The sequence below is a fragment of the Vibrio sp. YIC-376 genome (assembly GCF_052353105.1).
Classification (GTDB): domain Bacteria; phylum Pseudomonadota; class Gammaproteobacteria; order Enterobacterales; family Vibrionaceae; genus Vibrio.
This window is the reverse complement of record NZ_JBBWFK010000020.1, coordinates 26,330-48,149: the sequence shown is the minus strand read 5'-3', so window position 1 is coordinate 48,149 and position 21,820 is coordinate 26,330. Positions and strand designations below refer to the sequence as shown.

Below are 21,820 nucleotides of genomic sequence, written 5' to 3'. Positions count from 1 at the left end.
ATGATTTTTATTGTGTCAACCGACGGGGTAAACGTGAACTCAACTATATTAATTATTTCAAGGAATAAGATTGTGCCTGGCGTGATTACGCTAAAACAACGATAAAAATAGGTGACGATAGATGCAAGTTGGTAATGAAGCGCTGGTATTGTCAGCGGTTGGGGTCATAGGGCTGGGGTGTCAGTGGTTAGCTTGGCGGCTGCGTTTGCCTGCCATACTGTTTTTGCTTTTGGCTGGCTTAATTGTTGGCCCGTTTATGCAGTGGCTGAAGCCGGATGACATATTAGGAAATTTACTCTTTCCTCTGGTCTCTCTTGCCGTGGCGGTTATTCTTTTCGAAGGAAGCCTAACTTTAAACTTCAAAGAAATTCGCGGAGTCAGTGGTTCGGTGTGGAGTATTGTCTCTATCGGGGCCATTACCTCTTGGGCCTTGACCAGTGTAGCGACCCATTATTTTTTGGACTTCACGTGGGAGTTAGCAATGCTGTTCGGCAGTTTGACGGTCGTTACGGGGCCGACAGTCATTGTTCCCTTGCTCCGAACGGTAAGGCCAAACAGCACTCTCGCTAATATTCTGCGTTGGGAAGGGATCTTAATTGATCCACTTGGTGCTCTGTTCGTGGTCATGGTCTACGAATTTATCGTGTCGCACAGTGCGGTAAATAGTATCGAAGTATTCGCGACGATTATCGCGGTTGGTGTGATTCTGGGTGTCGTATCGGGCGCGGCGGTTTCCACGGTGCTACGTCGAGGCTGGTTGCCGGAATACTTGCAACCGTTTTCCGTTCTGATGGTCGTGCTCGGTGTATTCTCTGTTTCCAACCATATCGAGTCGGAGGCCGGATTACTGACGGTGACGGTGATGGGGATGTGGCTTGCCAACGCGAAAGACATTAATATCCAACAGATTCTGCACTTCAAAGAGCACCTGACTATTTTGCTCATTACCGGCTTGTTTATTTTCTTAGCCGCTCGTATCAGCCTGGATGATTTTACTGCGCTTGGCAGTGGAGCTCTGATCCTGTTTGTATTTATGCAGCTGGTCTCTCGCCCGTTATCGATCTTTCTTTCCACCATGCGGAGCAACTTAAGTCTAAAAGATAAGCTGTTTCTCTCATGGGTTGCTCCGCGCGGTATTGTTGCCGCATCGATATCATCCCTGTTTGCCATTAAATTGACGGAATACGGTGTCAATGGAGCTAGTTTACTCGTGCCTATGACGTTTATGGTGATCATCGGAACCGTCGTATTGCAAAGTGCAACCGCTCGACCAGTAGCGATTGCATTAGGGGTGGCAGAAGCCGCACCAAGAGGTTTCCTGTTGATCGGTGCAAACCGAGTCGCGAGAGAGATTGGTCAGGCGCTGGCGCGTTATGACCGACGCGTACTTTTGACAGACTCTAACTGGGAATACATCAGCCAGGTACGGATGCTGGGGTTGGATTATTACTATGGCAATCCTATTTCCAGCCATGCAGATGACAATCTTAACTTAATTGGTATTGGTCAGGTTGTTGCTCTGACGCCAGACCAACATTTCAACATTATGGCCTGCATGCAGTTTGTCGGTGAGTTTGGCGAAGATAAAGTGCATTGTTTGCAAAAAGCGAAGACAAACGGCAATGGCAGTGAAAAGCATTCTGTTGCCCAAGAGTATCATGGCAGATTACTGATGGGTGGAAACGTCAGTTATAGCCAATTGGCGAGTTTGTTGAGCCGTGGAGCAGAAATCAAACATACCAAGCTAAGTGACAATTTCACTTATCAGGATTATTTGGCACACCATAAGAATAATCTGCTCATTCCGCTCTTTCATGTGGAGGAAAAGGGCAAAATTCACTTCTGTGATGACCCCGAGCAATTTACACCGGGCAACACCAGTACGATTGTTTCAATGGTTATGGCAGAAAATATCCAATAGCATTTTACATTCGCTCGATTTGGCATACTGCCAATTTGTTATCCAAGCTTACAAAAGCAACTGGCCTTATTTGTTTTAAACACGAGGCGAGAGTTTTCGAGAGTAAATCAAGATCGCCAGAGCATTTAAAAAAGTATTGTGGTCATTTCAGAAATTTCGCATTGACGTTATTGGTAAGGATCGCAATACTGCGCGACTGTTTTACTTTAGGGTGACATTATGGCTCCGCAATCTAACCGAAAAGATTTACATCTAGACGCTGTTTTACATCATGACATGAGCATGAAGAACAAAACGGCGGGCTTCGAGTCGATCGAGTTTGAGCACTGTGCGTTGCCAGAATGTGACTTTAATGCCATCGACTTATCGACCGAGTTCTTGGGCCGCAGATTAGCTTTGCCTTTTTTGATTAGTTCGATGACTGGCGGAGCGAAAGATGCAGAAGCGATTAACTGCCGCCTGGCTGAAGCCGCTCGTGAATTAGGAATTGCGATGGGCGTAGGCTCGCAACGTATCAGCCTAGAGCAAAGTTTGCATTCAGGATTAGGTAGAACGATACGCGATTTGGCGAAAGATGTTCCACTGTATTCCAACCTTGGTGCAGCGCAACTGCGTGATAAAGCTAACTTGGACAATGCCCAGCGCGCTGTAGACGCGATTCAGGCGGATGCGTTGATTGTTCATCTTAATCCAATGCAGGAAGCCTTTCAGAAAAATGGAGACCATAACTGGATAGGTGCCCTCCATGCGATAGAGCAACTTAAATCACGGGTGAACGTTCCAATCATCGTCAAGGAAGTCGGGTTTGGCATCAGTAAGTCTATTGCATTGCGGTTAGTGGAAGCTGGCGTAAATGCTATCGATGTCGCCGGGGCAGGCGGTACCAGTTGGAGTGCTGTCGAAGGTTATTGCCAGGATGATGTTCGTATGAAGCGTGCCGCCGAGCTGTTTCGAGACTGGGGTATACCAACCGCTCGATGTATTGAGCAAATTCGCGCGCAATACCCAACGTTGCCTTTGATTGCATCGGGCGGCGTGCACAATGGGCTCGAAGCAGCGAAAGCAATCCATTTAGGTGCAAACTTAATCGGCCAAGCGGGCGCAGTACTCAAAGCCGCGACGATCAGCACTGAAGAAGTCATCGAACATTTTGAACAGATGGCACTAGAATTACGCGTGGCGTGTTTTGGAACTGGATCTGTGAATCTCTTCTCATTGACTAAAGCTAAGCGTCTATAACCGATCTGTTATGCGTCTTTTTACAGCGTAAAATCCGATTAATTTTCGGTGTCTTAACACGTAGACTAATAATTTAGTTATAGTTTGTACAAAAGTCGCTTCAGGATGCTGGACTAAGAAATGATCTTTGATTGCAACATCTTGACGTTGATTGCTTAGAACATTATATGAAACTGGAACCTAAATCTTATGAAAAAACTGGTAATGCTACTGTTGGCGTCTGCGGCTTTAACGGCTTGTAGTGATGAGGTTGGCACCGAAAGTTGGTGTAACGACATGCGAGACAAACCTAAGACGGAATGGACAACAGATAATGCTATGGATTTTGCTAAACACTGTGTTCTTCAAGATGGTGTGGGTAGTGAGCAATGGTGTAAAGACCTTAAAGAGAAACCAAAAGGTGACTGGACGGCGAACGAAGCGTCAAGTTTCACCAAGCACTGTATTTTCTAATTGAGCCAAAAAGCTCAATGGGTTAATCGAAAAGCCAAGCTGATTGCTTGGTTTTTTTGTATCGGTAAGTTTCCACTGTTTGAACGTCCCGACATCCTCATTTTATTTTTGCAAACCTGTCTTGCTCGTCTTTTATTTATATTAAATCAGTAGCATTCTGTCTTGAGGCAAAAGTTACGTTCTTACAATATAAAAAGGGACTCTTATGAAAGTACTAAAAGGCTCATGTTTGTGCGGCAAAGTAAAGTTAGAAGTGGCAGATGAATTTAAGTACATGGGGAACTGCCACTGTTCTGAATGTCGAAAATTTACTGGTTCTGACTACTCTTCAGCTGGCGGTATCGCGCTGGATAAACTGTTAATCACTGAAGGTAAAGAACATATTCAGTCTTATCAAAAAAGCGAGAATACCGAGCTGTGCTTTTGCCGTCAGTGTGGTTCGAGTCTCTATTCGAAAAAGAATAACGGTATTATAAACCTTCGAATGGGCATTCTGGACGATGCGCCTTCTCACAAGCCAACATTTCATATTTTTGTGGCCTCAAAAGCGCCTTGGCATGAGATATCGGACAACCTGACTCAGTACGAAGAAGGGCCGAAGTAGTGTTTTAGGAGATGTCACGTTGGACAGAGCGCAATAACGATGCGCTCTGTTTGTATGTTTGCCTGTTACTGAGCGTTTTGAAGTTCTTCAAAACCGCCCGCGTTGTGCAGATTCGTAAATCCCTGCGACTGAAGATACTGATACGCTTGACTTGAGCGGTTGCCACTCCGGCAGTACAGAACGATCAATTGATCCTTATTGATGTCTTTAAAATGCTTGTCTATTTCTGAAAGCGGAAAGTTAACGGCGTTGTCCAGGTGACCTTGAGAGAACTCTTGTGGTGTTCTGACATCGACGATCATTGCACCCTGTTCAATCAACTGCCACCCTTTTTCCGCTCGTTCTGAGGCAAAAGTCATTGGCGACATTAAACCAACGCAGATGGTCGCGAGAAGTAGAGAAATTACCTTTTTCATTGTCCAATCACCCTCTCAAATTTCTAATTAATTCATAAGGCTATGATGTTCACTGCCCTGTGTGACTTATCATCATAGACCCAATGTTGGACTTGGTGAACAGAAATTTATTGATAGAGAATTCTATTAAAGCCATAACAATCTCTACCAAATACCCCTTGAACTCCAATTTTTAGGCCTTATGACTTTCATCACAAGCGAATAGCCTGTTATTCCTGCTATAAAATTCCCTATTGTCAGCAAAGTAGAAATGGGTATCGCTGGCTTGATAATTACCACTGAAGCGATGATCACTAACCATGTAGTGGACCTAGAGCTTGATATATAACATCGTTAACCGTTAGTAATTAAGTAGGCGTTAAGGCAACGCTAATATCTATGTGGATTCGCTTTAACCCATTTCTCAGTTATTTCATTCCTTGATGTCACATATCCAACATTGCCATTTTTATGATTTCAACCCAAGCATAGCGCCGAATAGGATCAATCCAGCACCGCAAGCTTGATTTAATCGATGTTTCACCTTGAGTAATAGCCTCTGTAAGTGTGGCGATGTAAACAGTATTGCCACCATTGAGAACCAGATACCATGCAACACAATCATGTAGATCCCATAGAGCAGAGCACTGTTTTGGTTATCCGCATCTGCATTGATCACTTGACTAAAAATACTCAAGAAAAACAACATAGTTTTGGGGTTAAGGGCATTACATAGAAAACCTTGAAAAAAGAACTGCCAAACCGGAGCGTTTTCATGTTGGGTTTGCTCCTTGACTTGATGTGACGATGATCCAAAGAGGCCTTTTAATCCCAGGTACACCAGATAAGTAGCACCTAAGTAACGAATCAAGCTAAACAACCATTCATTTTGTGAAATTAAGTAACTGATACCGAGCAAGGAATAGGTGATGTGTACCGAGATAGCGAGGCTAATACCGATGGCACTCCAAATGCCAGCACGTCTGCCTTGATTGAGACTGTTGTTAAGTACCAAAACAAAATCGGCTCCGGGACTAATAACGATAAGTATACCTAGTAAGGCAAGGCTGAACAGCTCCATGAAGACTCCTGTTTATTTGTTGTTATAGACGGAGCAATTGTAGGCTGATAACTCGAAGACTATAATCGAAACAAATTCTGTTACTTGTGAGAAAAATTCACACATGAGGCACCTAAAATCCTTTCATATTTTTCACGTTGCGGCATCTTCATCCAGCTTTAGTGAAGCGGCGAACAAGCTAAACATTACGCATGGCGCAGTGAGTAAACAGATCAAAGTATTAGAGAGCTATCTCGAACAGCCACTGTTTTACAAGCAAGGTCGGAACGTATTCCTCACTAAAGAAGGAGAAATGCTAAAAGGTTACACTCAGCAAGCCTTTCAAGCGTTGGAAAATGGCGTGAGTAAATTGCGGCAAGAGCGGCATCAATACCTAGAAGTGTCATGTGAGCCAACCTTAACAATGCGCTGGCTGATGCCACGGCTGTCTGCCTTCAACGAAGGGTGTGAGGCGGATGTTCGTTTGTCTACAGCTGGGGGGCCTGTAACGCTGGGTTCAACAGGGCTTTCGATGGCGATTCGTCGTGATGATTTTGAACCACTGCATGATTATCCGAAAACGGCGTTGGCAGAAGAGTGGGTGGGTCCTGTTTTTTCCCCAAGCTATTGGAAGCAAGTCAAACAAGACTTGAGCACAGTTAAGTTATTACACAGCCAAACAAGACCGGTTGCTTGGCAAGCATGGATGATGAATGCTGAACATCAGGAAATGAGCGAGAATGCACAGCAGACTTTTGCCCACTTTTACTTTTGTATTCAAGCCGCGGTTGATGGCCTGGGCGCAGCAATGGGATCTTATCCTTTGGTGATGGACGATCTTAAGCGTGGCAATCTGATTGCTCCTTTTGGCTTCATTTTATCAGGGCACGATTATGTATTACTCAGTCAAAACAAGTCTCTAACTGAGCTAGAGCGTAAATTTGTGGTTTGGTTGCAAGAACAGATGACTGAATGCGTACCATCTTAATGAGAAATCAAAGCCTTAGCTGGTAACGCCTGTTCGTTTCTTAGAGTGGAGAGTTCTGAACTCCTCGCCACAAGAATGCACAAACGCATACCTATCCATCGCAGTAATCAAGAAGAAAGTGACTACTCACTTTAGTTAAGTGCCTTATCAACTTAGTGATTCAGCCTCGTTTCTGTTGGTGTTTCACCAAACAGTTGCTTGTAGCTTTGGCTGAATTGGCCGAGATGAAAAAAGCCGAAATCAAAGGCTATCTCTGCGATGTTACGAGTGTCTTGTGGATCCTGAAGAATCCGGCGTATTTGATTCAGTCGCATTCGATGAATGAACTGTTTAGGGGAAGTATCGCAACAAGCTTCAAACGTATATTGCAAAGTTCTTCTACTCACATGCACTGCGTTACAAAGTTCACTCACGGTAATTGGGGTACTGTAATCCTGACTTTCCAAGAATTGTCTGATGCGTTTCATCACAACCTGTCGTTGAGTGGTAGCGCTTGACGATATTTCCTGATGTGAGCTTAAAGCCTGTACATTTATAGAAAAGAGCTCGATCAGGACATCTTTGACGACAGATTGATGCGTTTCACATGACCACCGTGTTTGGTTGGGATCGAGCAGTATCCCTAAGTAATACTTGAGTCGTTGAATGTGGTGTTCGCTTAAGCCAGATAAACACAGTTCCTGCCCTTTAATTGCATCCAGTTCGAGTTGCTCTTTGATCAGTTGAACAAAATCTTGCTTGAGCACCATACCATAAATTGAAAACGCTTCTGGCGTAATCAGCTCGAAATCCTCTCCTCCTTGGCGAAGTAGAAGCTTGTCAGCAGCAAGTTGTGAATGATTGATGTGCAGCGGCTTATCTTCTGCACTTAGCCCTAACCAGAGTCCGCCTTCTTCGATACGGCATTGTTGTCTAAGGGCGCGATTACTGTCTTCACGAAACACATGAACACTGGAGAAGCGACGCTCTCTTATCTGACCGAGGAAACGGCCATTACTGATTTGGTCGTATTCCTGCTGCCAATTAACAAGACTTGCTGCCTGCTGGTTTGCATCTTTTGTGGGATGCGTGCACAACTTAGGTGCAATTTGGTTCGATCCATCATTCATCATAATTACTTCCGATGCCTGTTGTTTGAATCAAATTAGAGCAATGAGGTTTTAACTAATTGTTTATTAGTAATTTTTCAACATTGCCGATTTTTGATAATCATCAGGAATGCATTTCGCTTTATTCCCCATAGAGACTTATAGAACTATCAGCAAAAAATTGCAAAAACTGAACCATGTAGTTCAAGGGGAAGATTCATGACCGCAACTTATCGTCGACAACAAGGAAGTAAGGTGTACACCTTTGAGTCGTTGGCAGACTTGATGGCGAAGGCAACACCGGAACGCTCTGGGGATGCGTTAGCAGGGGTGAGCGCAGAGTCGGCTGCTGAACGCGTGGTCGCTCAAATGACCTTGTCTGAGCTGCCACTAAAAACTTTTCTTAATGAAGTGGTGATTCCTTATGAAAGTGACGAAATCACACGCTTAATTATCGATACGCACGACCGTGAAGCGTTTAAACCCATAGAGCACCTGACCGTTGGGGATTTTCGCAACTGGCTGCTGAGTGAGCAGGCAGACGGTGTTACTTTGGCTAAGATTCGTCCCGGTTTAACACCGGAGATGGTTGCGGCGGTCAGTAAAATCATGCGCAATCAAGATCTTATTCTTGTTGCGAAAAAGTGCCAGGTTGTCACTGCTTTTCGAAACACCATCGGTTTACCGAGCCGCTTATCTACTCGTTTGCAGCCAAACCATCCGACAGATTCTCTCAACGGCATTGCCGCGACGATTTTTGATGGACTGATGTACGGCAACGGTGATGCGGTTATTGGTATTAACCCGGCGACAGACAACGTACCTCAGGCTGTCAAACTGATGAAGTTGATGGATGAGGTTATTCAGCACTATCAAATCCCTACCCAGTCTTGCGTTTTGACTCACGTAACTAACACGATTGAGGCGATCGAGATGGGTGCACCTGTCGATCTGGTTTTTCAGTCAATTGGTGGTACGCAAGGCACTAACGACACATTTGGTATCAACTTAGCCATCTTGAAAGAGGCGCAGGAAGCGGCATTGTCACTTAACCGAGGCACAGTCGGTAATAACGTGATGTATTTCGAGACAGGTCAGGGCACCGCACTGTCGGCTAATGCTTTTCATGGCGTAGATCAGCAAACCTGTGAGACTCGTGCTTATGCTGTGGCAAGACAGTTTGATCCTTTGTTGGTGAACACGGTGGTTGGTTTCATAGGCCCAGAATACTTGTTTGATGGCAAACAGATCATTCGTGCCGGCTTGGAAGATCACTTCTGTGGCAAGCTTCTTGGGCTGCCGATGGGATGCGATATCTGCTACACCAACCACGCTTACGCGGATCAGAATGATATGGATAACCTCCTCACGCTGTTAGGCGTTGCAGAGTGTTCTTTCATCATGGGCATTCCGGGGTCTGATGACATCATGCTCAACTATCAAACCACGTCGTTCCATGACGCGTTATACGCAAGAAAAGTATTAGGTCTGAAGCCTGCTCCTGAGTTCGAACAGTGGTTAATGGAGATGCAAATTTTCGAAGATGTAAACGAAGTTCGTTTAAATGACCGCGTTTCTGGCTCATTCGCAGGGGCTATTGCACAACTGAATAAGGGGCGTTCTCATGGGTAAAGTAGTGTCTATTTCTGAGTGTTCATTAACGAAAGTGGTGACACGAAATCCTTGGGACAAACTACGTGAGTTTACTTCTGCTCGCATCGCTTTAGGTCGCAGTGGAAACAGTGTACCGACGGATGAATTACTGTCTTTTCAGTTGGATCACGCTCAAGCGATGGACGCGGTTCATTGTTCGTTAAATGTCGATTCTTTGGTCACACAGTTATCCGATTCGTACTCCATTCTCAAATATACGCTCGAGCCACCTGTCGTTGTATCAAGCAAGGTAACAGATAGATTCATGTACTTGCAGAGACCAGATTTAGGCCGTCAGCTTAATGATGCTTCATGGCAAAAACTTGAAGCGATCACCAAGGAACATAATGCGGAACTGGATTTAGCGATCGTTGTGGCGGATGGACTTTCTTCTGTCGCGATTCAAAACCACGCCGTGCCAGTTATCAGTCGTTTAGTTTCCTTAATGAGCGCTGACAATGACCATCAGTGGAACCTGGCACCGATTACTGTAGTTAAGCAGGGACGAGTGGCTGTCGGTGATGATGTTGGCGAGTGCCTTAATGCCAAAGCCGTGCTGGTTCTGATTGGAGAAAGACCAGGACTTACTTCTCCAGACAGTATGGGTATGTACCTCACTTGGGGAGCAAAGCGTGGGTCGAAGGACTCCGACCGAAACTGTATTTCTAATGTGCGACCGCAGGGGCTCAACTATGACGATGCCTGTCAGCGCGCATTCTATTTGCTTAAAGAGGCGAGAAAACTACAACTCTCAGGCGTGAACTTAAAAGACCGTTCAGCCATTGATGAAGAGAGTGGTGGCAGCCTCGAAGACAAACACAACAACAATTTCTTAATTTCTAAAATGTAGAGGGATTTACTATGTCTAATCATCAGGAATATCTTGCTAAAAGACAGTTAAAAAGAGGTACCGCGGGCTGGATTCTGCTTGCGGGGCTAGGTGTATCGTATGTTATCTCAGGTGACTTCGCTGGATGGAACTTTGGTATCGCACAGGCTGGATGGGGAGGCTTCCTTATTGCTGCGATTGCGATGGCAGTGATGTACTTCACTTTGGTGCTGTCTTTGGCTGAAATGTCAGCAGCGATTCCAGCTGCTGGTGGTGGCTACAGCTTCGCACGCCAGGCAATGGGTCCGACGGGCGGCTTCTTCACAGGTTTATCTGTGCTTATTGAGTACGCGCTTGCACCTGCTGCGATTGTAATTTTCATTGGTTCGGCTGTGAACGAATTGATTGGTATTGATGGCCCCGTTGTTTACGCACTTTTTTATGCCGTCTTTATCGGAATTCACATGGCTGGTGTTGGTGAAGCACTTAAGGTCATGATGGTTATCAGTGGCTTGGCTGTGTTGGCGATTTTGGGAACGGCGGGTGTACTGATTGGCGACTTCGACATCAGCAACTTGTACGATATCGCTCCAGCTACCGCTCAGGCGACGGAATCTTTACCATTTGGTTGGTATGGTGTTTGGGCCGCACTGCCATTTGCGATGTGGTTATTCCTTGCGGTTGAAGGGGTTCCTTTAGCGGCAGAAGAGGCGAAAAACCCGGCGAAAGACGTACCAAAAGGCATCATCGGTGCAATGTTATTCCTGCTGCTGACTGCAACGATTGTCGTCTTGTTATTAGCGGGTGCGGTAGGCTCACAGGTCATCGGTGACAGCGCGGTACCTTTGGTGGATGCACTGAAATTGACTGGTAACCCGACGCTTGCGACAGCCGTCAATATTCTTGGGTTAGCAGGTTTGATTGCATCTTTCTTCTCGATTATCTATGGCTACAGCCGTTTGGTGTTCGCGCTTTCTCGTGCAGGTTACCTGCCACAAAGCTTGTCACTGACAAGTGAGAAAAAAGTGCCGACTCGCGCACTGTTTGTTCCGGGTGTATTTGGCTTTTTAGTTTCGCTGACGGGTGAAGGTGATTTGATTCTGGCAATGGCAGTAGTGGGTGCAACGGTATCGTATGCATTGATGTCGCTAAGCCACATCATGCTACGTATCAAACAACCAGAGCTACATCGCCCATACAAAACGCCGGGTGGCGTATTTACCTCTGGTATCTCATTGGTGCTTTCATTAATCGCAATGACAGGTGTATACGCTTTCGATCCTTCAGCTTTCTTCATGACAACGGGACTGTTTGTTATCGGTGGCGCGTACTACGGGCTATACAGCCGCAACAAGCTGGTTGCGACGACCGCAGAAGAAGAGTTCGCGATGCTGTCAGTAGCTGAAAAAGAGCTTGAAGCGGAAGCTGCTCGTTAAGTTTTTCTCAATAACTTTTTAGATAACATATAGGGAGCCTCGTGCTCCCTTTGTTGTTTCTGGTGTTCTGTCTAATATCTTAGCGATGCTGAACGCTAGCGGTTTTTATACTTGTGCAATAAATCCAAAGGAATATGACAGTAATCATTCGGGAAGCGAGTCAGTCTGTCTTGGTGTTCGTCATCACTTGGCACGTAGTTGGTTAGCTCACGAACTTCTACCACGATTTTATCGGCATCTTCTCGTTTTGCGATATAGCGTCTGACACTCTCGAGATGCTGGGGGTTGTGGCTATACACACCCGTTCGATATTTTTCACCGACGTCCTCACCTTGTTTGTTAACACTGTAGGGATCGATGATTTCAAAGAAGTAATCCATCAAATCTTCGACAGAGACCAGAGAAGGGTCGAATTTAGTGCGTACACACTCCGCATAACCGTCGTAGTCAGATGTTGTAGAATTTGTGGTGCCGTTCGCGCGACCAGCTTCGGTTGCAATCACACCTGGAAGGTGGCGCATAAACTCTTGTACACCCCAAAGGCAGCCGCCCGCAAAGTAAATCTCTTGCATAAATCTGTTCACTTGAAAGTTTGGGGCATTATGTCGTGGCAACAGAGCTAAGTGCAAGGTGTCACCAGCTAATCAGACCACCAGACTTTGGTTTCTGGTGGTCGAACTGCTAAGCGGAAGGGGGAGGCAGAAAAATAGCGCGTTACTGGTGGAAAGTTAGTGACTTTCTGACCAAACCGCGAATTCATTGCCACTTGGCTCTGCAAAGTGGAATCGGCAACCGCCAGGAAATTCAAAGATAGGACGAAGAATACGCCCGCCATGTTTTTCCACTTTTTCCAATGTCGCGTGAATGTCTGAGCTGTAAAAGACCAACAGCGCTGCGCCATTTGCTGTGTTGCTGACGGATTCCGATTTAAAAAATCCACCATCTAATCCTTGATCATAAAATGCCGTGTAATCTGGGCCATAGTCGACAAACGTCCAACCAAACACCTGCTCGAAGAACGGTTTGGTCGCACTTAAATCTGTACTACCAAACTCAACGTAATTTAATTTTTCATGTTGATGCATCGTAATTTCCTTATTATTTCGATTCTTACGCAAACTTTTCTACGATGATCTCATCGGCATTGTCTACAAATACCGCTCCCTTTTCTTCCATCTCTGCGACAACACTCTCAACAGTGTCCGGCAATACCGCACGTGTTGAAGCGAGATTCACAACTACCTTAAAGCCGAGATCTAATGCCTGCATAACCGATTTTTTTACGCAGAAATCGAGGGCTAATCCACCAATCACCAGAGTATCGATGCCATTACATTTTAGGAACTCGTTTGCACCTGTGGTTTTGGTATCAGCAACATCATGAAAGAAAACACCGTATGGATGTGCATCCGGGTCCATGCCTTTGTTGACCTGAAAGTCATATTCTAAAACGGGTGGCAAACCATCTAACAGTTCAACGCCGGTCGTGCCCAGTACGCAATGGCGATTCCACTTTACGTCCACATTTGGTAAGCCAACTGGCTCAAGCATATTGGCGGGTGTTTCAGCGTCCCATGCCGCTTTGGGCGGATGTAGGTCTCGGCTCACCAGTTTTAAGTGACCTTTAGCGTGGTTTTTAAGTAGCTCCGGTACAATATCAAGGGCACCAGCAACAGGTAATTCGTCAGGACAAAGTTCACTGAATCCTTTCTCAGGATCGACATCGAACACAGCAGTGGTTTGATAGTTAACTCGAACAGTCATTAGCAGACTCCTTGTCTGGTTGCGTGCGTTTATCCGCGCAAGCAGTTTTGAAAAAAGGTCACTTCGTCGCTGGTGAGTGTGTACACCATGGCTGGCTTGCCACCTTTACCCTTGTTCGTGGATGCGACTTTATTGGTTGGCTTCAACACGCCAGAATCAATCAAACGACGTTTGATGGTCATACGACTGATATCGATACCAAACTCCTGATAGGCCGAAATGATGTCGGCGACTAAAAACTCTTTGTCTAACGCAAACAAAAGCACTGACGTGTACTCAATGGAAGCGCGCAGTTTTTGCCAGGCCTTTTCAATGGTGTTCTGATGGTCAAAGGCCAGTGTTTCTTCACCATTTAGAATAGCCTGTAACGGGAACCACTTCAGGTGACATTCAGGTATACCAGCGTTGTTGATTTGTTCTGCGTTATTGCGATCAACCAACGCGTAGTGGGTGATATTTAAACTCCAGTCGTCCGGATCACGTTTAGGATCGCCATCAATAAAGGCTTCGCTGAAGTGGCGAGGGTAAGTATGGATTTTTTCGCGGCAAATACGACGCCTCGCCGCTTCGAAGTTTTCATCCGCCGGACGTCCGCCTTCACTGGTTAAATCTTTATCAAAGACAAATCCACCCGGTAATGCCCACACGCCATGGTAAGGTCGGTTCGGATTTGAACGCTTAATCAGCAACACTTCCAATCCTTTATTGGCACAGCCCGAGAGCCTGAATGGGATAATGTCGACAGTTACGATCATGGTTGGATCCTAAAAATAAGTTGTAAGTAATCTAGCGCATAACAACTGTTCAATCAATAGGTAAGTAACGATTTGTTAGTAACCAGAATTCTGGCATTGATGATTAACTTTGGGTATTAAGTTTCCTATTGCGCTTAGTTATACACAAGGAGTATTGATTTTTAAAAAATAAAAACCTCATAGAAAAGAGTAGTTAGTAACAAAAGTTGACAAACTAAGTCAGGGTGTTTATTGTTTACGCAAATAAGTTAGTAACAAAAAGTTATATACCCAAGGAAGGGCGTATCGAAGGACACCTAATGACAACCAAACTATTTTCTTCTCGTATCATTCAAAGTGCGTTGGACTTTGATGTCTACAAAGTGAACATGATGAGCGCTGTTGCCGCGCTGTATCCTGATGCGATGGTGTCATACAAATTTATCGTGCGCAGCGAAGAAGATCTCTCTGAATTGTTGCCTGCAGTACAAGCAGAAATCCTTAAACTACAAGACATTCGCTTCACCGAAGAAGAACTTGAGTACATGAAACGTGTTGCTCCATACCTCAAGCCTGAGTTTGTCGACGCACTACGTCACTTCCGCTTTAACCCTCGGAATGACGTTTCTTTGCATAACAGAACCATGGCTGATGGCTCAAGTCAACTGCGTATCACCATCAGTGGGTTATGGAAAGAGACGATTCTGTACGAAACAATCATCATGAGTATTGTTTCTGAAGTTCGCAGCCGTCTGCGTTGGTCTGATATTCCTTTCCAGCAATTCCAAACTGTGTTGGAAGAGAAAGTTCGTTATCTTAAATCTGAACTGAAGCGCCGAAACATCACCAGCTTTAAGTTTTCTGATATGTCGACTCGTCGTCGTTTCTCGTTTGAGGCTCAGAAAACCATGTTGGAGTATCTATGTCAGGAGTTGCCAGATTGCCTGACAGGAACCAGCAACTATCATTTAGCGCGTAAAATGAACCTCACGCCGATCGGTACGGTGGCTCACGAGTGGTTTATGGGCCATCAGGCACTGGTTAATGTCCGTGACTCACAGAAAATTGCTCTGCAACGTTGGCAAAAGATGTTTAACGGTGCGTTAGGGATTGCACTAACGGATACTATCGGTATTGATGCTTTTCTAAAAGACTTTGACGAAGAGTTAAGTAACGCTTACTTCGGGGTACGTCACGACAGTGGCTGTCCATTCGCTTGGGGCGAAAAAATGATTAAGCACTACCAGTCACTGAAAATTGACCCTATGACGAAAACCTTAGTGTTTACCGACGGGCTTAACTTTGAACAAGCGTTAGATATTTGCGAACATTTCCAAGGCAGAGCTCAGGTGAGTTTTGGTATTGGTACATTCCTCGCCAACGACATGGGTGACTATGTTAATGACAAAGGAGAGGCATACCAACCGCTCTCTATTGTGATTAAAATGGTGTCTTGCAACGACTCTCCTGTGGCGAAAATAAGTGATGAGCCAGAAAAAGCGATGTGCGAAGATATTTTCTTTTTGATGAACCTGAAGCGTCGTTTTGAACAGCCTTTAGATTTAGACGAGTGCCGCGATCTTATTGATCGTCTAGAGAGTGAAGGACAAAACTATCTGCTTCATGCCTAATCTCCATTCTGTGCACTCATATTGATAACCACTCTCTATCGTATCGACAAAAATTAGTTAGGTAAGCATAGAGGGTGGGTTCGCTATAGTACATATACCCAACGTTGCAATACTGTGGATGGTGTACATACACTGGAAACTCATTTCAGCCCGATCTTTTGGCTTAACTGTGCGTCTAACTGCTTCTTGATGACTTTGGGCTTCAACGTAATAGCTTGAATCAGGAGTGAAAGATGAATTTAGTTGTGCATTTGCAAAAGAAAGCAATAAGAAAATACGGCTATGAGCTGGCGACTCGTCAGGCATGGAAATGTGGGATTAAAGCGAATTTGGTACGACGTGTAATTGGTCTGTTTAAAGGTCAAATCGTGTGTGTAGTGGAAGGCTGTCGCGCCGAATTATCTTCTCCTATCAACAACCAACTTCATGATGAAGAAAAGCAAGGTCGCTATATTTTTGTTGGAGGCGTTTGCTGGGAGCCAAACAACATCATTGCTCCGGGTTTCCCTGATTTTATGTTTATGCATCTGCGTAAAATGAGTCACCGACATAAATACATCACGGATGATGAGTTATTCCTCAGCTTGGCTTAATTGCTCAGCCTTACTTTTTCAACTTGCTTTAACGACGTTCTGCTGGGGGAGATGAATAGGTGGCCTTATTCGCTGCTCTCAGGTTCTCTGCTGCATTCAATTTCATTTTCTGAAGCATCGTTCTATGCAAGAATCAACTCAACCTCTTCGTTTTGTTTCAATGATAGATTTCAGTGATGTCATTTCGGCTCAATTGACACTCCATTAGATATTTCCTAACCCTTTCCTTATAAAACACTGTTTTTTTACTCTCTAATGACAGAGGGCTTATCTTCGCCTGATGTGAAATTCTTCTCTCGGCTTACCATATCAGACATAGAAGAAAACCATGCTGGAATGTAAACCATGAATATGAAATCTATCGCAACTGCGGCAGTGATTGTCGCTCTATTAGCGGGCTGTAAAGACAAAACACCCCCAGCGCCAACGCAAGCAAACATCACTCTGATTGAGGCCGTGACAGAAACAGTCAAGAATCCTCATCAAGTATGTAAAGATGTGGTAGTGACTCAGCAAGTTGAACCGACAGATAACAATAAAATTCTCGGTACCGTTGGTGGTGCGGCAGCGGGTGCGGCGATTGGTAATCAGATTGGTGGCGGTTCTGGCAAAATCATTGCCACCGCAGCAGGTACTATTGCTGGTGCGTTGACTGGTCGCAAGATCCAGGAAAATGTGCAAAAAGGTGATGTCATCACGACGACTAAGCAACAGTGTCACACTGAATATACAACGTCAGAAAAAGTCGTGGGTTATGACGTAACCTATGAGGTTGCAGGAGCTCTAACAACAGTACGTCTGGCAAGTAAGCCAGCGGCGAAAAGCTTCCCAATCCAAGATGGTAATGTGGTTCTGCCATAGTAATTGGATATTAAGTAAAAAAGAAAGCCCCACTATTTTTGTCTTTTAGGCAAAAATAGAGGGGCTTTCTTTGTTCAAGGGTTAGATGTTATTCACTTTTATAGGAATAATTGTAGTAGCCATAACCGTATGAGCTGGATGCTTTCTTTTTAATCGCGTTGAGTAGAACACCTTTGACTTCAACACCCGCTTGTTCGAAATGGCTTTGGGCAATTTTGATTTCTTTAAGTGTTGTTTGGTCGAATCGAGTTACCATTAAGGTTGTGCCTGCAATCGCACCTACAATGCTTGGATCCGTTACGGCAAGCACTGGCGGTGTATCGATAATCACCAAGTCATACTTTGCAGAGACAAAGTCAATAAAACTCTTGAAACGAGGGTGCATGAGTAACTCTGACGGGTTTGGCGGCACTTGACCTCGTGTGCCCACATTAACTCAATGTAAGAAAAAACTTAGTTTTTTGAATATGTAAATGATGTCACTGTTGTGTGTTAAGTTTTTCTTCTTGCTGTCAGGGTTGTGAAAGGCCCCTGCTTATAAAGAGGCCTTATGATGTTGTCGTGGTACTTTATCGCTTTGCTAAACCTTTTTTATTTAAGTAAGGCAAGATATGTGGACGTGATTCCCCAGCAAGCTTGGTCGTGATTTCTTGTGACCAGGTGCTTTGTTTCTGGTTACTTGAACGGCTGGCGTAGTAGCCGTGCATGGCTTGATCGTAAATCTCGATATCTTCTAATTTTAGCGGTTGGTACTGGTTTTCATGTACGATCACTTTTGCTGGTAAGCGAGGCTTAATCTCCGGGCTTTGTTCTGGATGCCCTAGGCACATACCAAACAGGATGGCAGTATTTTCTGGTAAGCCCAGTAACTCATCGACTTGTTGAGCATTGTTTCTCAGACCACCAATGTACACCCCTCCCAGTCCCATCGACTCAGCTGCTAATAAGCAATTTTGCGCCATAATACCGGAGTCAACCGCGCCAATAAGCATCAACTCTGTAAAATCTGCTTGCACTTTAGGGTTGATCGTCGCGTGGCGCTGATAATCAATACAGAACACTAAAAACTCGGCAGCATTGGCAACGTATGCTTGGTTACCTGCGTACTGCGCCAACAATGTTCTCTTTTCTGGATCCGTGACTCGGATAATCGAGACAACTTGCAACATACTGGAAGATGATGCTGCCAGACCTGCTTGAATAATGGTTTCTAGTTGAGTTTTGTCTATCGGCTGCGTGCTGAACTTTCGAATTGAGCGGTGGCTTAAAATGGTTTGAATTGTGCTGTTCATGATGCTTTAACATCCTTTGCTATTGTTCTATTGCGTTTGATCATCACCTTATCGATATTTGATGACTGGGTAAACTCCCACAAAAGAAAAAGTGTGCCTCCGCCCATAAGTTTTGTCCGAGGAGTGTGAGTATCAGACATGCCTGATGATATAGGTATATACTGTCTTAAAATCAATAAATTACGTGCGGTAAAAAGATGAAAGAACTGATTGTTCACACGGTGACGGTGTTTATGGGCTTTTTCGCCATCATGAATCCGATAGCTAATATCCCAATATTTTTAAGCTTAACAGCTGACGAAGATAAAGAGACGGTTCGCTCTATAGCGCTCCGCTCAGTACTTATCGCTTTCATTATCGTTATGGTCTTCTCAATTGCAGGTAAATTGATCTTCGATTTATTTGGCATCACTCTCTATGCGTTGCGTATTACCGGAGGAATTTTGGTTTTTTTGATTGGCTATAACATGCTGCAAGGTGACACCACCCATCAAAAAACTAAAGAAAAGGCATACTCAGCAGCGCAGCAACAGGCGGCATTAAGCATCGCAGTCTCACCTTTAGCGATGCCAATCCTGGCTGGGCCTGGAACTATTGCAACAGCGATGAACTTTGCTACAGCTGGTGGGTTTGATCAGACGATCATCACCATTGTTTCGTTTGCTGTGCTCTGCATCATCACTTACATCCTGTTCTTATTTGGCGACAAGTTGGTAAAAGCGGTCGGACCTAGTGCACTCAATGTAGTGACTAAAATGATGGGGCTGATATTAGCTGTGATAGGTACTCAAATGTTTATTGATGGAGCTGGGGAAGCCTACAAGAGCGTTTTTCCATAATTCCTTTACTATTATTTGAGATTTTGGGCAACGTGACTGATAAAACTAAGTAACCAGATATGATTTAGGTATAGGAATACCCTATCTGAATAATAAGAATAACCAATTGTTTCTATGGCCTTAATTTCAATAGTATTTTGAAGATAGAGTATTGGGGAGGAAACATGGTCAAAAAAGCAATTGTTGTTGAAGGCGGTGCGATGCGTGGCGTATTCGCTAGTGGAGTGTTAGACGCATTCATGGAGCAAAATTACAAACCGTTTGATTTTGCTATTGGTGTGTCAGCTGGCGCATCGAATCTAATTGGCTATTTAACCGATTATCCACATCGCAGCATTAACATCATTACTAAGCTTGCGACCTGCAAACGTTTCTTCGATCCAACCCGCTTTATTAAAGGTGGTGATTTGATCGACGTTAAGTGGTTATTTGAAGAGTCTAATCGCCTGTATCCCGTCGATGAAAAAAAGCTGTTTGACGGGATCCCTTTCTTTGCCACCACGACGAATGTCGACACAGGTAAAGCCGATTATTATCGAGTGAATCGCACGAATTTTCATCATGCGCTAGAAGCAACTACGGCTTTACCGATTGCATACAAACATACCCCATGCTTTTCAGGTGGTTGCTACACCGATGGCGGAGTCGCGGATTCCATTCCGGTACGAGAAGCTTATCGTCGAGGTGCCCGAGATATTACTGTCGTGTTGTCTCACCCGTTGAGTTATTCGAAGAAGCCAGTCAAAACAACGTGGCTGATGAAAAAGTTATTCGCTGAGCACCCTAAAATGGTAGAAGCCATGTTGCACCGCTCTGACAACTATAATGAGTCTCTGGAATTTATTCGTAACCCGCCGGAAGATGCGCGCATTAGTGTTATTGCTCCGCCAGATAATTTCCACGTTCAGCGTTTATCTATGCGTCAATCGGTACTGCTTGAAGGCTATGAGATGGGGCTTGTCGAGGGCAGAGAGCATCTGAAAAATCTGGCTAATGCTCAGGGTTTGGACACAGAAAACTACCAATTATGTATCTAGATTCTGTTTGACGTAATAGATTTTCGTTAATTGCGAACAATAAGTAAGGACGCCATTACGGACTGGATAGGTTTGTAAAGCTTAGGAAATGCTGGGTGATTGAATAGAGCAAAGTAGGGCGAGCCACAGTAATATGGCTCGCTGATAAGCGTTAAGCTTGCTTACGTTGCTCTGCTTTCTGCGCAAGTTTTGTTGCGCGTCGCTCTTGTCGCTGCTTAGCGCTTTCTCCACCAACGTGCTGCTCGCCACGTTGTTCTGCTAATGAAATTTGCTTTTCACGCTCACGGAAACGGATGATTTGCTCTTCTGAGTGTGTGCCGTGACACTTAGGGCAACTCACACCTTGTTCATAAAGCTCTGATTGTTTGTCTTCTTCTGTGATTGGTAGGCGACATGCGTTACATAAGTCGTAGTCTGCTTTTTCAAGCTGGTGGTTTACCGCAACACGACCATCAAATACGTAGCAATCACCTTCCCACATGCTTTCTTCTTGTGGTACTTCTTCCAGATATTTTAGGATGCCGCCTTCCAGGTGGTACACCTCGTCAAAACCTTGCTCTTTCATGTAAGCGGTCGATTTTTCACAACGGATACCACCAGTACAGAACATCGCCACTTTTTTGTGCTTTGCGGGATCCATGTTTTCTTTTACGTAATCTGGAAATTCACGAAAAGTTTCAGTTTTTGGGTTAACCGCACCTTTAAATGTACCGATCTCGATTTCGTAATCATTACGGGTATCGACAACAAATACTTCTGGATCGGCAATCAGATCGTTCCAGTCTTTTGGTTTCACATACGTGCCAACCACGTGGCGAGGGTCGATACCTTCCACACCTAAAGTCACAATCTCTTTTTTAAGTTTCACTTTAGTGCGGTTAAACGGTTGAGTATCCGCAAATGACTCTTTGTAAACTGTACCTACAAGACGTGGCTCTTTATTTAACCAATCAAGCAGAGTATCAATACCTGCTCGGTCAGAAGCAACCGTACCGTTAATACCTTCACTTGCCAGCAGTAGAGTACCGCGAATTTGGTTCTTCTCCATCAGCGCAAGTAATGGTTCACGTAGTTCTTTATAGTTACCGAGTTCCACAAACTTGTACAGCGCGCAGACAACATACTGACTCATGAGGTTTCCTTAATAAAACAGGCTTTAATAAAACAGGTGGTCGATGACCATTAAATGATAACGGCATGGATTATACCTGACTAAATTTGTCGGAAATACGGACAATCTTTACGGATATTTAATCGGAGTGAAAGCCTGAGGCGGATCTTGTTAGATTAATGGACTTTTTTTGCTAATCCGCCGTAACATCGCTCCGAAAAGGAAGCTGCAATGAATATCCGACGTCAAAAGGTAAGCTGCTTTATCGTTTGAATTCGTTGGGTAAAGAAGC

At 44.7% G+C, this 21,820-nt stretch carries 22 protein-coding genes and 1 pseudogene; 13 read left to right on the top strand and 10 right to left on the bottom strand.

Annotated features, from left to right (window positions below; all coding sequences use genetic code 11):
- Positions 1–121 precede the first annotated feature (121 nt).
- From WJM94_RS22445 to WJM94_RS22430, 4 genes are all read left to right on the top strand, one after another.
- Complete coding sequence (locus WJM94_RS22445) at positions 122–1,921, top strand: cation:proton antiporter (protein ID WP_444496393.1); 1,800 nt, start codon at positions 122–124, stop codon at positions 1,919–1,921.
- A 219-nt stretch (positions 1,922–2,140) separates the two neighbouring features.
- The gene (gene fni, locus WJM94_RS22440) at positions 2,141–3,160 is read left to right on the top strand and encodes a type 2 isopentenyl-diphosphate Delta-isomerase (RefSeq protein ID WP_444496392.1); all 1,020 of its coding nucleotides are present in this window, start codon (positions 2,141–2,143) and stop codon (positions 3,158–3,160) included.
- A 189-nt stretch (positions 3,161–3,349) separates the two neighbouring features.
- Entirely contained in the window at positions 3,350–3,613 is a 264-nt protein-coding gene (locus WJM94_RS22435; protein ID WP_444496391.1) for a DUF3012 domain-containing protein, read from the top strand.
- 205 nt (positions 3,614–3,818) lie between these two features.
- On the top strand, positions 3,819–4,217 hold the full coding sequence (locus WJM94_RS22430; protein WP_444496390.1) for a GFA family protein: 399 nt from the start codon (positions 3,819–3,821) through the stop codon (positions 4,215–4,217).
- A 65-nt stretch (positions 4,218–4,282) separates the two neighbouring features.
- On the opposite strand, the gene WJM94_RS22425 is transcribed toward WJM94_RS22430, so the two are convergent.
- Positions 4,283–4,633, bottom strand: coding sequence for a rhodanese-like domain-containing protein (locus WJM94_RS22425; protein WP_444496389.1), 351 nt, complete (start codon positions 4,631–4,633; stop codon positions 4,283–4,285).
- Positions 4,634–5,081: 448 nt separating this feature from the next.
- Complete coding sequence (locus WJM94_RS22420) at positions 5,082–5,693, bottom strand: LysE family translocator (protein WP_444496388.1); 612 nt, start codon at positions 5,691–5,693, stop codon at positions 5,082–5,084.
- A gap of 103 nt (positions 5,694–5,796) precedes the next feature.
- Between WJM94_RS22420 and WJM94_RS22415 the strand changes: the two genes are divergently transcribed.
- Entirely contained in the window at positions 5,797–6,660 is an 864-nt protein-coding gene (locus tag WJM94_RS22415; protein ID WP_444496387.1) for a LysR family transcriptional regulator, read from the top strand.
- Between the two features lie 152 nt (positions 6,661–6,812).
- On the opposite strand, the gene WJM94_RS22410 is transcribed toward WJM94_RS22415, so the two are convergent.
- Entirely contained in the window at positions 6,813–7,769 is a 957-nt protein-coding gene (locus WJM94_RS22410) for a helix-turn-helix domain-containing protein (RefSeq protein WP_444496401.1), read from the bottom strand.
- Between the two features lie 198 nt (positions 7,770–7,967).
- Between WJM94_RS22410 and WJM94_RS22405 the strand changes: the two genes are divergently transcribed.
- Genes WJM94_RS22405 through eat form a run of 3 tightly spaced genes read left to right on the top strand, consistent with a single transcriptional unit; the run spans position 7,968 to position 11,666 of the window.
- A complete protein-coding gene (locus tag WJM94_RS22405; RefSeq protein ID WP_444496386.1) occupies positions 7,968–9,380 on the top strand; it encodes an ethanolamine ammonia-lyase subunit EutB in 1,413 nt (470 codons plus the stop codon).
- Positions 9,373–10,251 (top strand): ethanolamine ammonia-lyase subunit EutC, encoded by an 879-nt coding sequence (gene eutC, locus WJM94_RS22400; RefSeq protein WP_444496385.1) that lies wholly within the window; start codon positions 9,373–9,375, stop codon positions 10,249–10,251. Before WJM94_RS22405 ends, eutC begins: the two co-directional genes overlap by 8 nt.
- Positions 10,252–10,262: 11 nt before the next feature.
- Entirely contained in the window at positions 10,263–11,666 is a 1,404-nt protein-coding gene (eat, locus tag WJM94_RS22395) for an ethanolamine permease (protein WP_444496384.1), read from the top strand.
- Between the two features lie 95 nt (positions 11,667–11,761).
- Here eat and WJM94_RS22390 read toward each other — a convergent pair whose 3' ends face one another.
- The 4 genes from WJM94_RS22390 to WJM94_RS22375 all read right to left on the bottom strand — a co-directional run bounded on the left by WJM94_RS22390 (position 11,762) and on the right by WJM94_RS22375 (position 14,185).
- Positions 11,762–12,238, bottom strand: coding sequence for a peptide-methionine (S)-S-oxide reductase (locus tag WJM94_RS22390; RefSeq protein ID WP_444496383.1), 477 nt, complete (start codon positions 12,236–12,238; stop codon positions 11,762–11,764).
- A gap of 156 nt (positions 12,239–12,394) precedes the next feature.
- The gene (locus tag WJM94_RS22385) at positions 12,395–12,751 is read right to left on the bottom strand and encodes a VOC family protein (protein ID WP_444496382.1); all 357 of its coding nucleotides are present in this window, start codon (positions 12,749–12,751) and stop codon (positions 12,395–12,397) included.
- A gap of 25 nt (positions 12,752–12,776) precedes the next feature.
- Entirely contained in the window at positions 12,777–13,430 is a 654-nt protein-coding gene (locus WJM94_RS22380; protein ID WP_444496381.1) for a nicotinamidase, read from the bottom strand.
- 29 nt (positions 13,431–13,459) lie between these two features.
- Positions 13,460–14,185 carry an NUDIX domain-containing protein gene (locus WJM94_RS22375; protein WP_444496380.1) on the bottom strand — a complete coding sequence of 242 codons (726 nt, stop codon included), beginning with the start codon at positions 14,183–14,185 and terminating at the stop codon, positions 13,460–13,462.
- A 299-nt stretch (positions 14,186–14,484) separates the two neighbouring features.
- On the opposite strand from WJM94_RS22375, the gene pncB reads away from it, so the two are divergent.
- From pncB to WJM94_RS22360, 3 genes are all read left to right on the top strand, one after another.
- The gene (gene pncB / locus WJM94_RS22370; RefSeq protein ID WP_444496379.1) at positions 14,485–15,795 is read left to right on the top strand and encodes a nicotinate phosphoribosyltransferase; all 1,311 of its coding nucleotides are present in this window, start codon (positions 14,485–14,487) and stop codon (positions 15,793–15,795) included.
- Positions 15,796–16,028: 233 nt separating this feature from the next.
- Positions 16,029–16,388: an acyl-CoA synthetase gene (locus WJM94_RS22365; protein WP_444496378.1), complete on the top strand. Its 360-nt coding sequence runs from the start codon at positions 16,029–16,031 to the stop codon at positions 16,386–16,388.
- Between the two features lie 345 nt (positions 16,389–16,733).
- Positions 16,734–17,249, top strand: coding sequence for a glycine zipper 2TM domain-containing protein (locus WJM94_RS22360; RefSeq protein ID WP_444496377.1), 516 nt, complete (start codon positions 16,734–16,736; stop codon positions 17,247–17,249).
- 88 nt (positions 17,250–17,337) lie between these two features.
- Here WJM94_RS22360 and WJM94_RS22355 read toward each other — a convergent pair.
- A pseudogene (locus WJM94_RS22355) lies at positions 17,338–17,685 on the bottom strand (tyrosine-protein kinase); the annotation flags it as partial.
- A gap of 133 nt (positions 17,686–17,818) precedes the next feature.
- Complete coding sequence (nfsA, locus tag WJM94_RS22350) at positions 17,819–18,541, bottom strand: oxygen-insensitive NADPH nitroreductase (protein ID WP_444496376.1); 723 nt, start codon at positions 18,539–18,541, stop codon at positions 17,819–17,821.
- A gap of 197 nt (positions 18,542–18,738) precedes the next feature.
- Between nfsA and WJM94_RS22345 the strand changes: the two genes are divergently transcribed.
- Both WJM94_RS22345 and WJM94_RS22340 read left to right on the top strand, forming a co-directional pair.
- Positions 18,739–19,380, top strand: coding sequence for a MarC family protein (locus WJM94_RS22345; RefSeq protein WP_444496375.1), 642 nt, complete (start codon positions 18,739–18,741; stop codon positions 19,378–19,380).
- A 164-nt stretch (positions 19,381–19,544) separates the two neighbouring features.
- Positions 19,545–20,417: a patatin-like phospholipase family protein gene (locus WJM94_RS22340; protein ID WP_444496374.1), complete on the top strand. Its 873-nt coding sequence runs from the start codon at positions 19,545–19,547 to the stop codon at positions 20,415–20,417.
- Positions 20,418–20,568: 151 nt separating this feature from the next.
- On the opposite strand, the gene trhO is transcribed toward WJM94_RS22340, so the two are convergent.
- Positions 20,569–21,549, bottom strand: a complete 981-nt coding sequence (gene trhO / locus WJM94_RS22335; RefSeq protein ID WP_444496373.1) for an oxygen-dependent tRNA uridine(34) hydroxylase TrhO — start codon at positions 21,547–21,549, stop codon at positions 20,569–20,571.
- Between the last annotated feature and the right edge of the window lie 271 nt (positions 21,550–21,820).

What these genes read in the sequence shown, in the direction of transcription:
- WJM94_RS22445 (WP_444496393.1), top strand. Translation starts at nt 122, where the DNA reads ATGCAAGTTGGTAATGAAGCGCTGGTATTGTCAGCGGTTGGGGTCATA.
- trhO (WP_444496373.1), bottom strand. Translation starts at nt 21,549, where the DNA reads ATGAGTCAGTATGTTGTCTGCGCGCTGTACAAGTTTGTGGAACTCGGT.
- WJM94_RS22405 (WP_444496386.1), top strand. Translation starts at nt 7,968, where the DNA reads ATGACCGCAACTTATCGTCGACAACAAGGAAGTAAGGTGTACACCTTT.
- WJM94_RS22340 (WP_444496374.1), top strand. Translation starts at nt 19,545, where the DNA reads ATGGTCAAAAAAGCAATTGTTGTTGAAGGCGGTGCGATGCGTGGCGTA.
- eutC (WP_444496385.1), top strand. Translation starts at nt 9,373, where the DNA reads ATGGGTAAAGTAGTGTCTATTTCTGAGTGTTCATTAACGAAAGTGGTG.
- WJM94_RS22380 (WP_444496381.1), bottom strand. Translation starts at nt 13,430, where the DNA reads ATGACTGTTCGAGTTAACTATCAAACCACTGCTGTGTTCGATGTCGAT.
- WJM94_RS22425 (WP_444496389.1), bottom strand. Translation starts at nt 4,633, where the DNA reads ATGAAAAAGGTAATTTCTCTACTTCTCGCGACCATCTGCGTTGGTTTA.
- WJM94_RS22430 (WP_444496390.1), top strand. Translation starts at nt 3,819, where the DNA reads ATGAAAGTACTAAAAGGCTCATGTTTGTGCGGCAAAGTAAAGTTAGAA.
- fni (WP_444496392.1), top strand. Translation starts at nt 2,141, where the DNA reads ATGGCTCCGCAATCTAACCGAAAAGATTTACATCTAGACGCTGTTTTA.
- WJM94_RS22410 (WP_444496401.1), bottom strand. Translation starts at nt 7,769, where the DNA reads ATGAATGATGGATCGAACCAAATTGCACCTAAGTTGTGCACGCATCCC.
- WJM94_RS22420 (WP_444496388.1), bottom strand. Translation starts at nt 5,693, where the DNA reads ATGGAGCTGTTCAGCCTTGCCTTACTAGGTATACTTATCGTTATTAGT.
- WJM94_RS22360 (WP_444496377.1), top strand. Translation starts at nt 16,734, where the DNA reads ATGAATATGAAATCTATCGCAACTGCGGCAGTGATTGTCGCTCTATTA.
- WJM94_RS22415 (WP_444496387.1), top strand. Translation starts at nt 5,797, where the DNA reads ATGAGGCACCTAAAATCCTTTCATATTTTTCACGTTGCGGCATCTTCA.
- WJM94_RS22365 (WP_444496378.1), top strand. Translation starts at nt 16,029, where the DNA reads ATGAATTTAGTTGTGCATTTGCAAAAGAAAGCAATAAGAAAATACGGC.
- pncB (WP_444496379.1), top strand. Translation starts at nt 14,485, where the DNA reads ATGACAACCAAACTATTTTCTTCTCGTATCATTCAAAGTGCGTTGGAC.
- eat (WP_444496384.1), top strand. Translation starts at nt 10,263, where the DNA reads ATGTCTAATCATCAGGAATATCTTGCTAAAAGACAGTTAAAAAGAGGT.
- WJM94_RS22390 (WP_444496383.1), bottom strand. Translation starts at nt 12,238, where the DNA reads ATGCAAGAGATTTACTTTGCGGGCGGCTGCCTTTGGGGTGTACAAGAG.
- WJM94_RS22375 (WP_444496380.1), bottom strand. Translation starts at nt 14,185, where the DNA reads ATGATCGTAACTGTCGACATTATCCCATTCAGGCTCTCGGGCTGTGCC.
- WJM94_RS22345 (WP_444496375.1), top strand. Translation starts at nt 18,739, where the DNA reads ATGAAAGAACTGATTGTTCACACGGTGACGGTGTTTATGGGCTTTTTC.
- WJM94_RS22385 (WP_444496382.1), bottom strand. Translation starts at nt 12,751, where the DNA reads ATGCATCAACATGAAAAATTAAATTACGTTGAGTTTGGTAGTACAGAT.
- nfsA (WP_444496376.1), bottom strand. Translation starts at nt 18,541, where the DNA reads ATGAACAGCACAATTCAAACCATTTTAAGCCACCGCTCAATTCGAAAG.
- WJM94_RS22435 (WP_444496391.1), top strand. Translation starts at nt 3,350, where the DNA reads ATGAAAAAACTGGTAATGCTACTGTTGGCGTCTGCGGCTTTAACGGCT.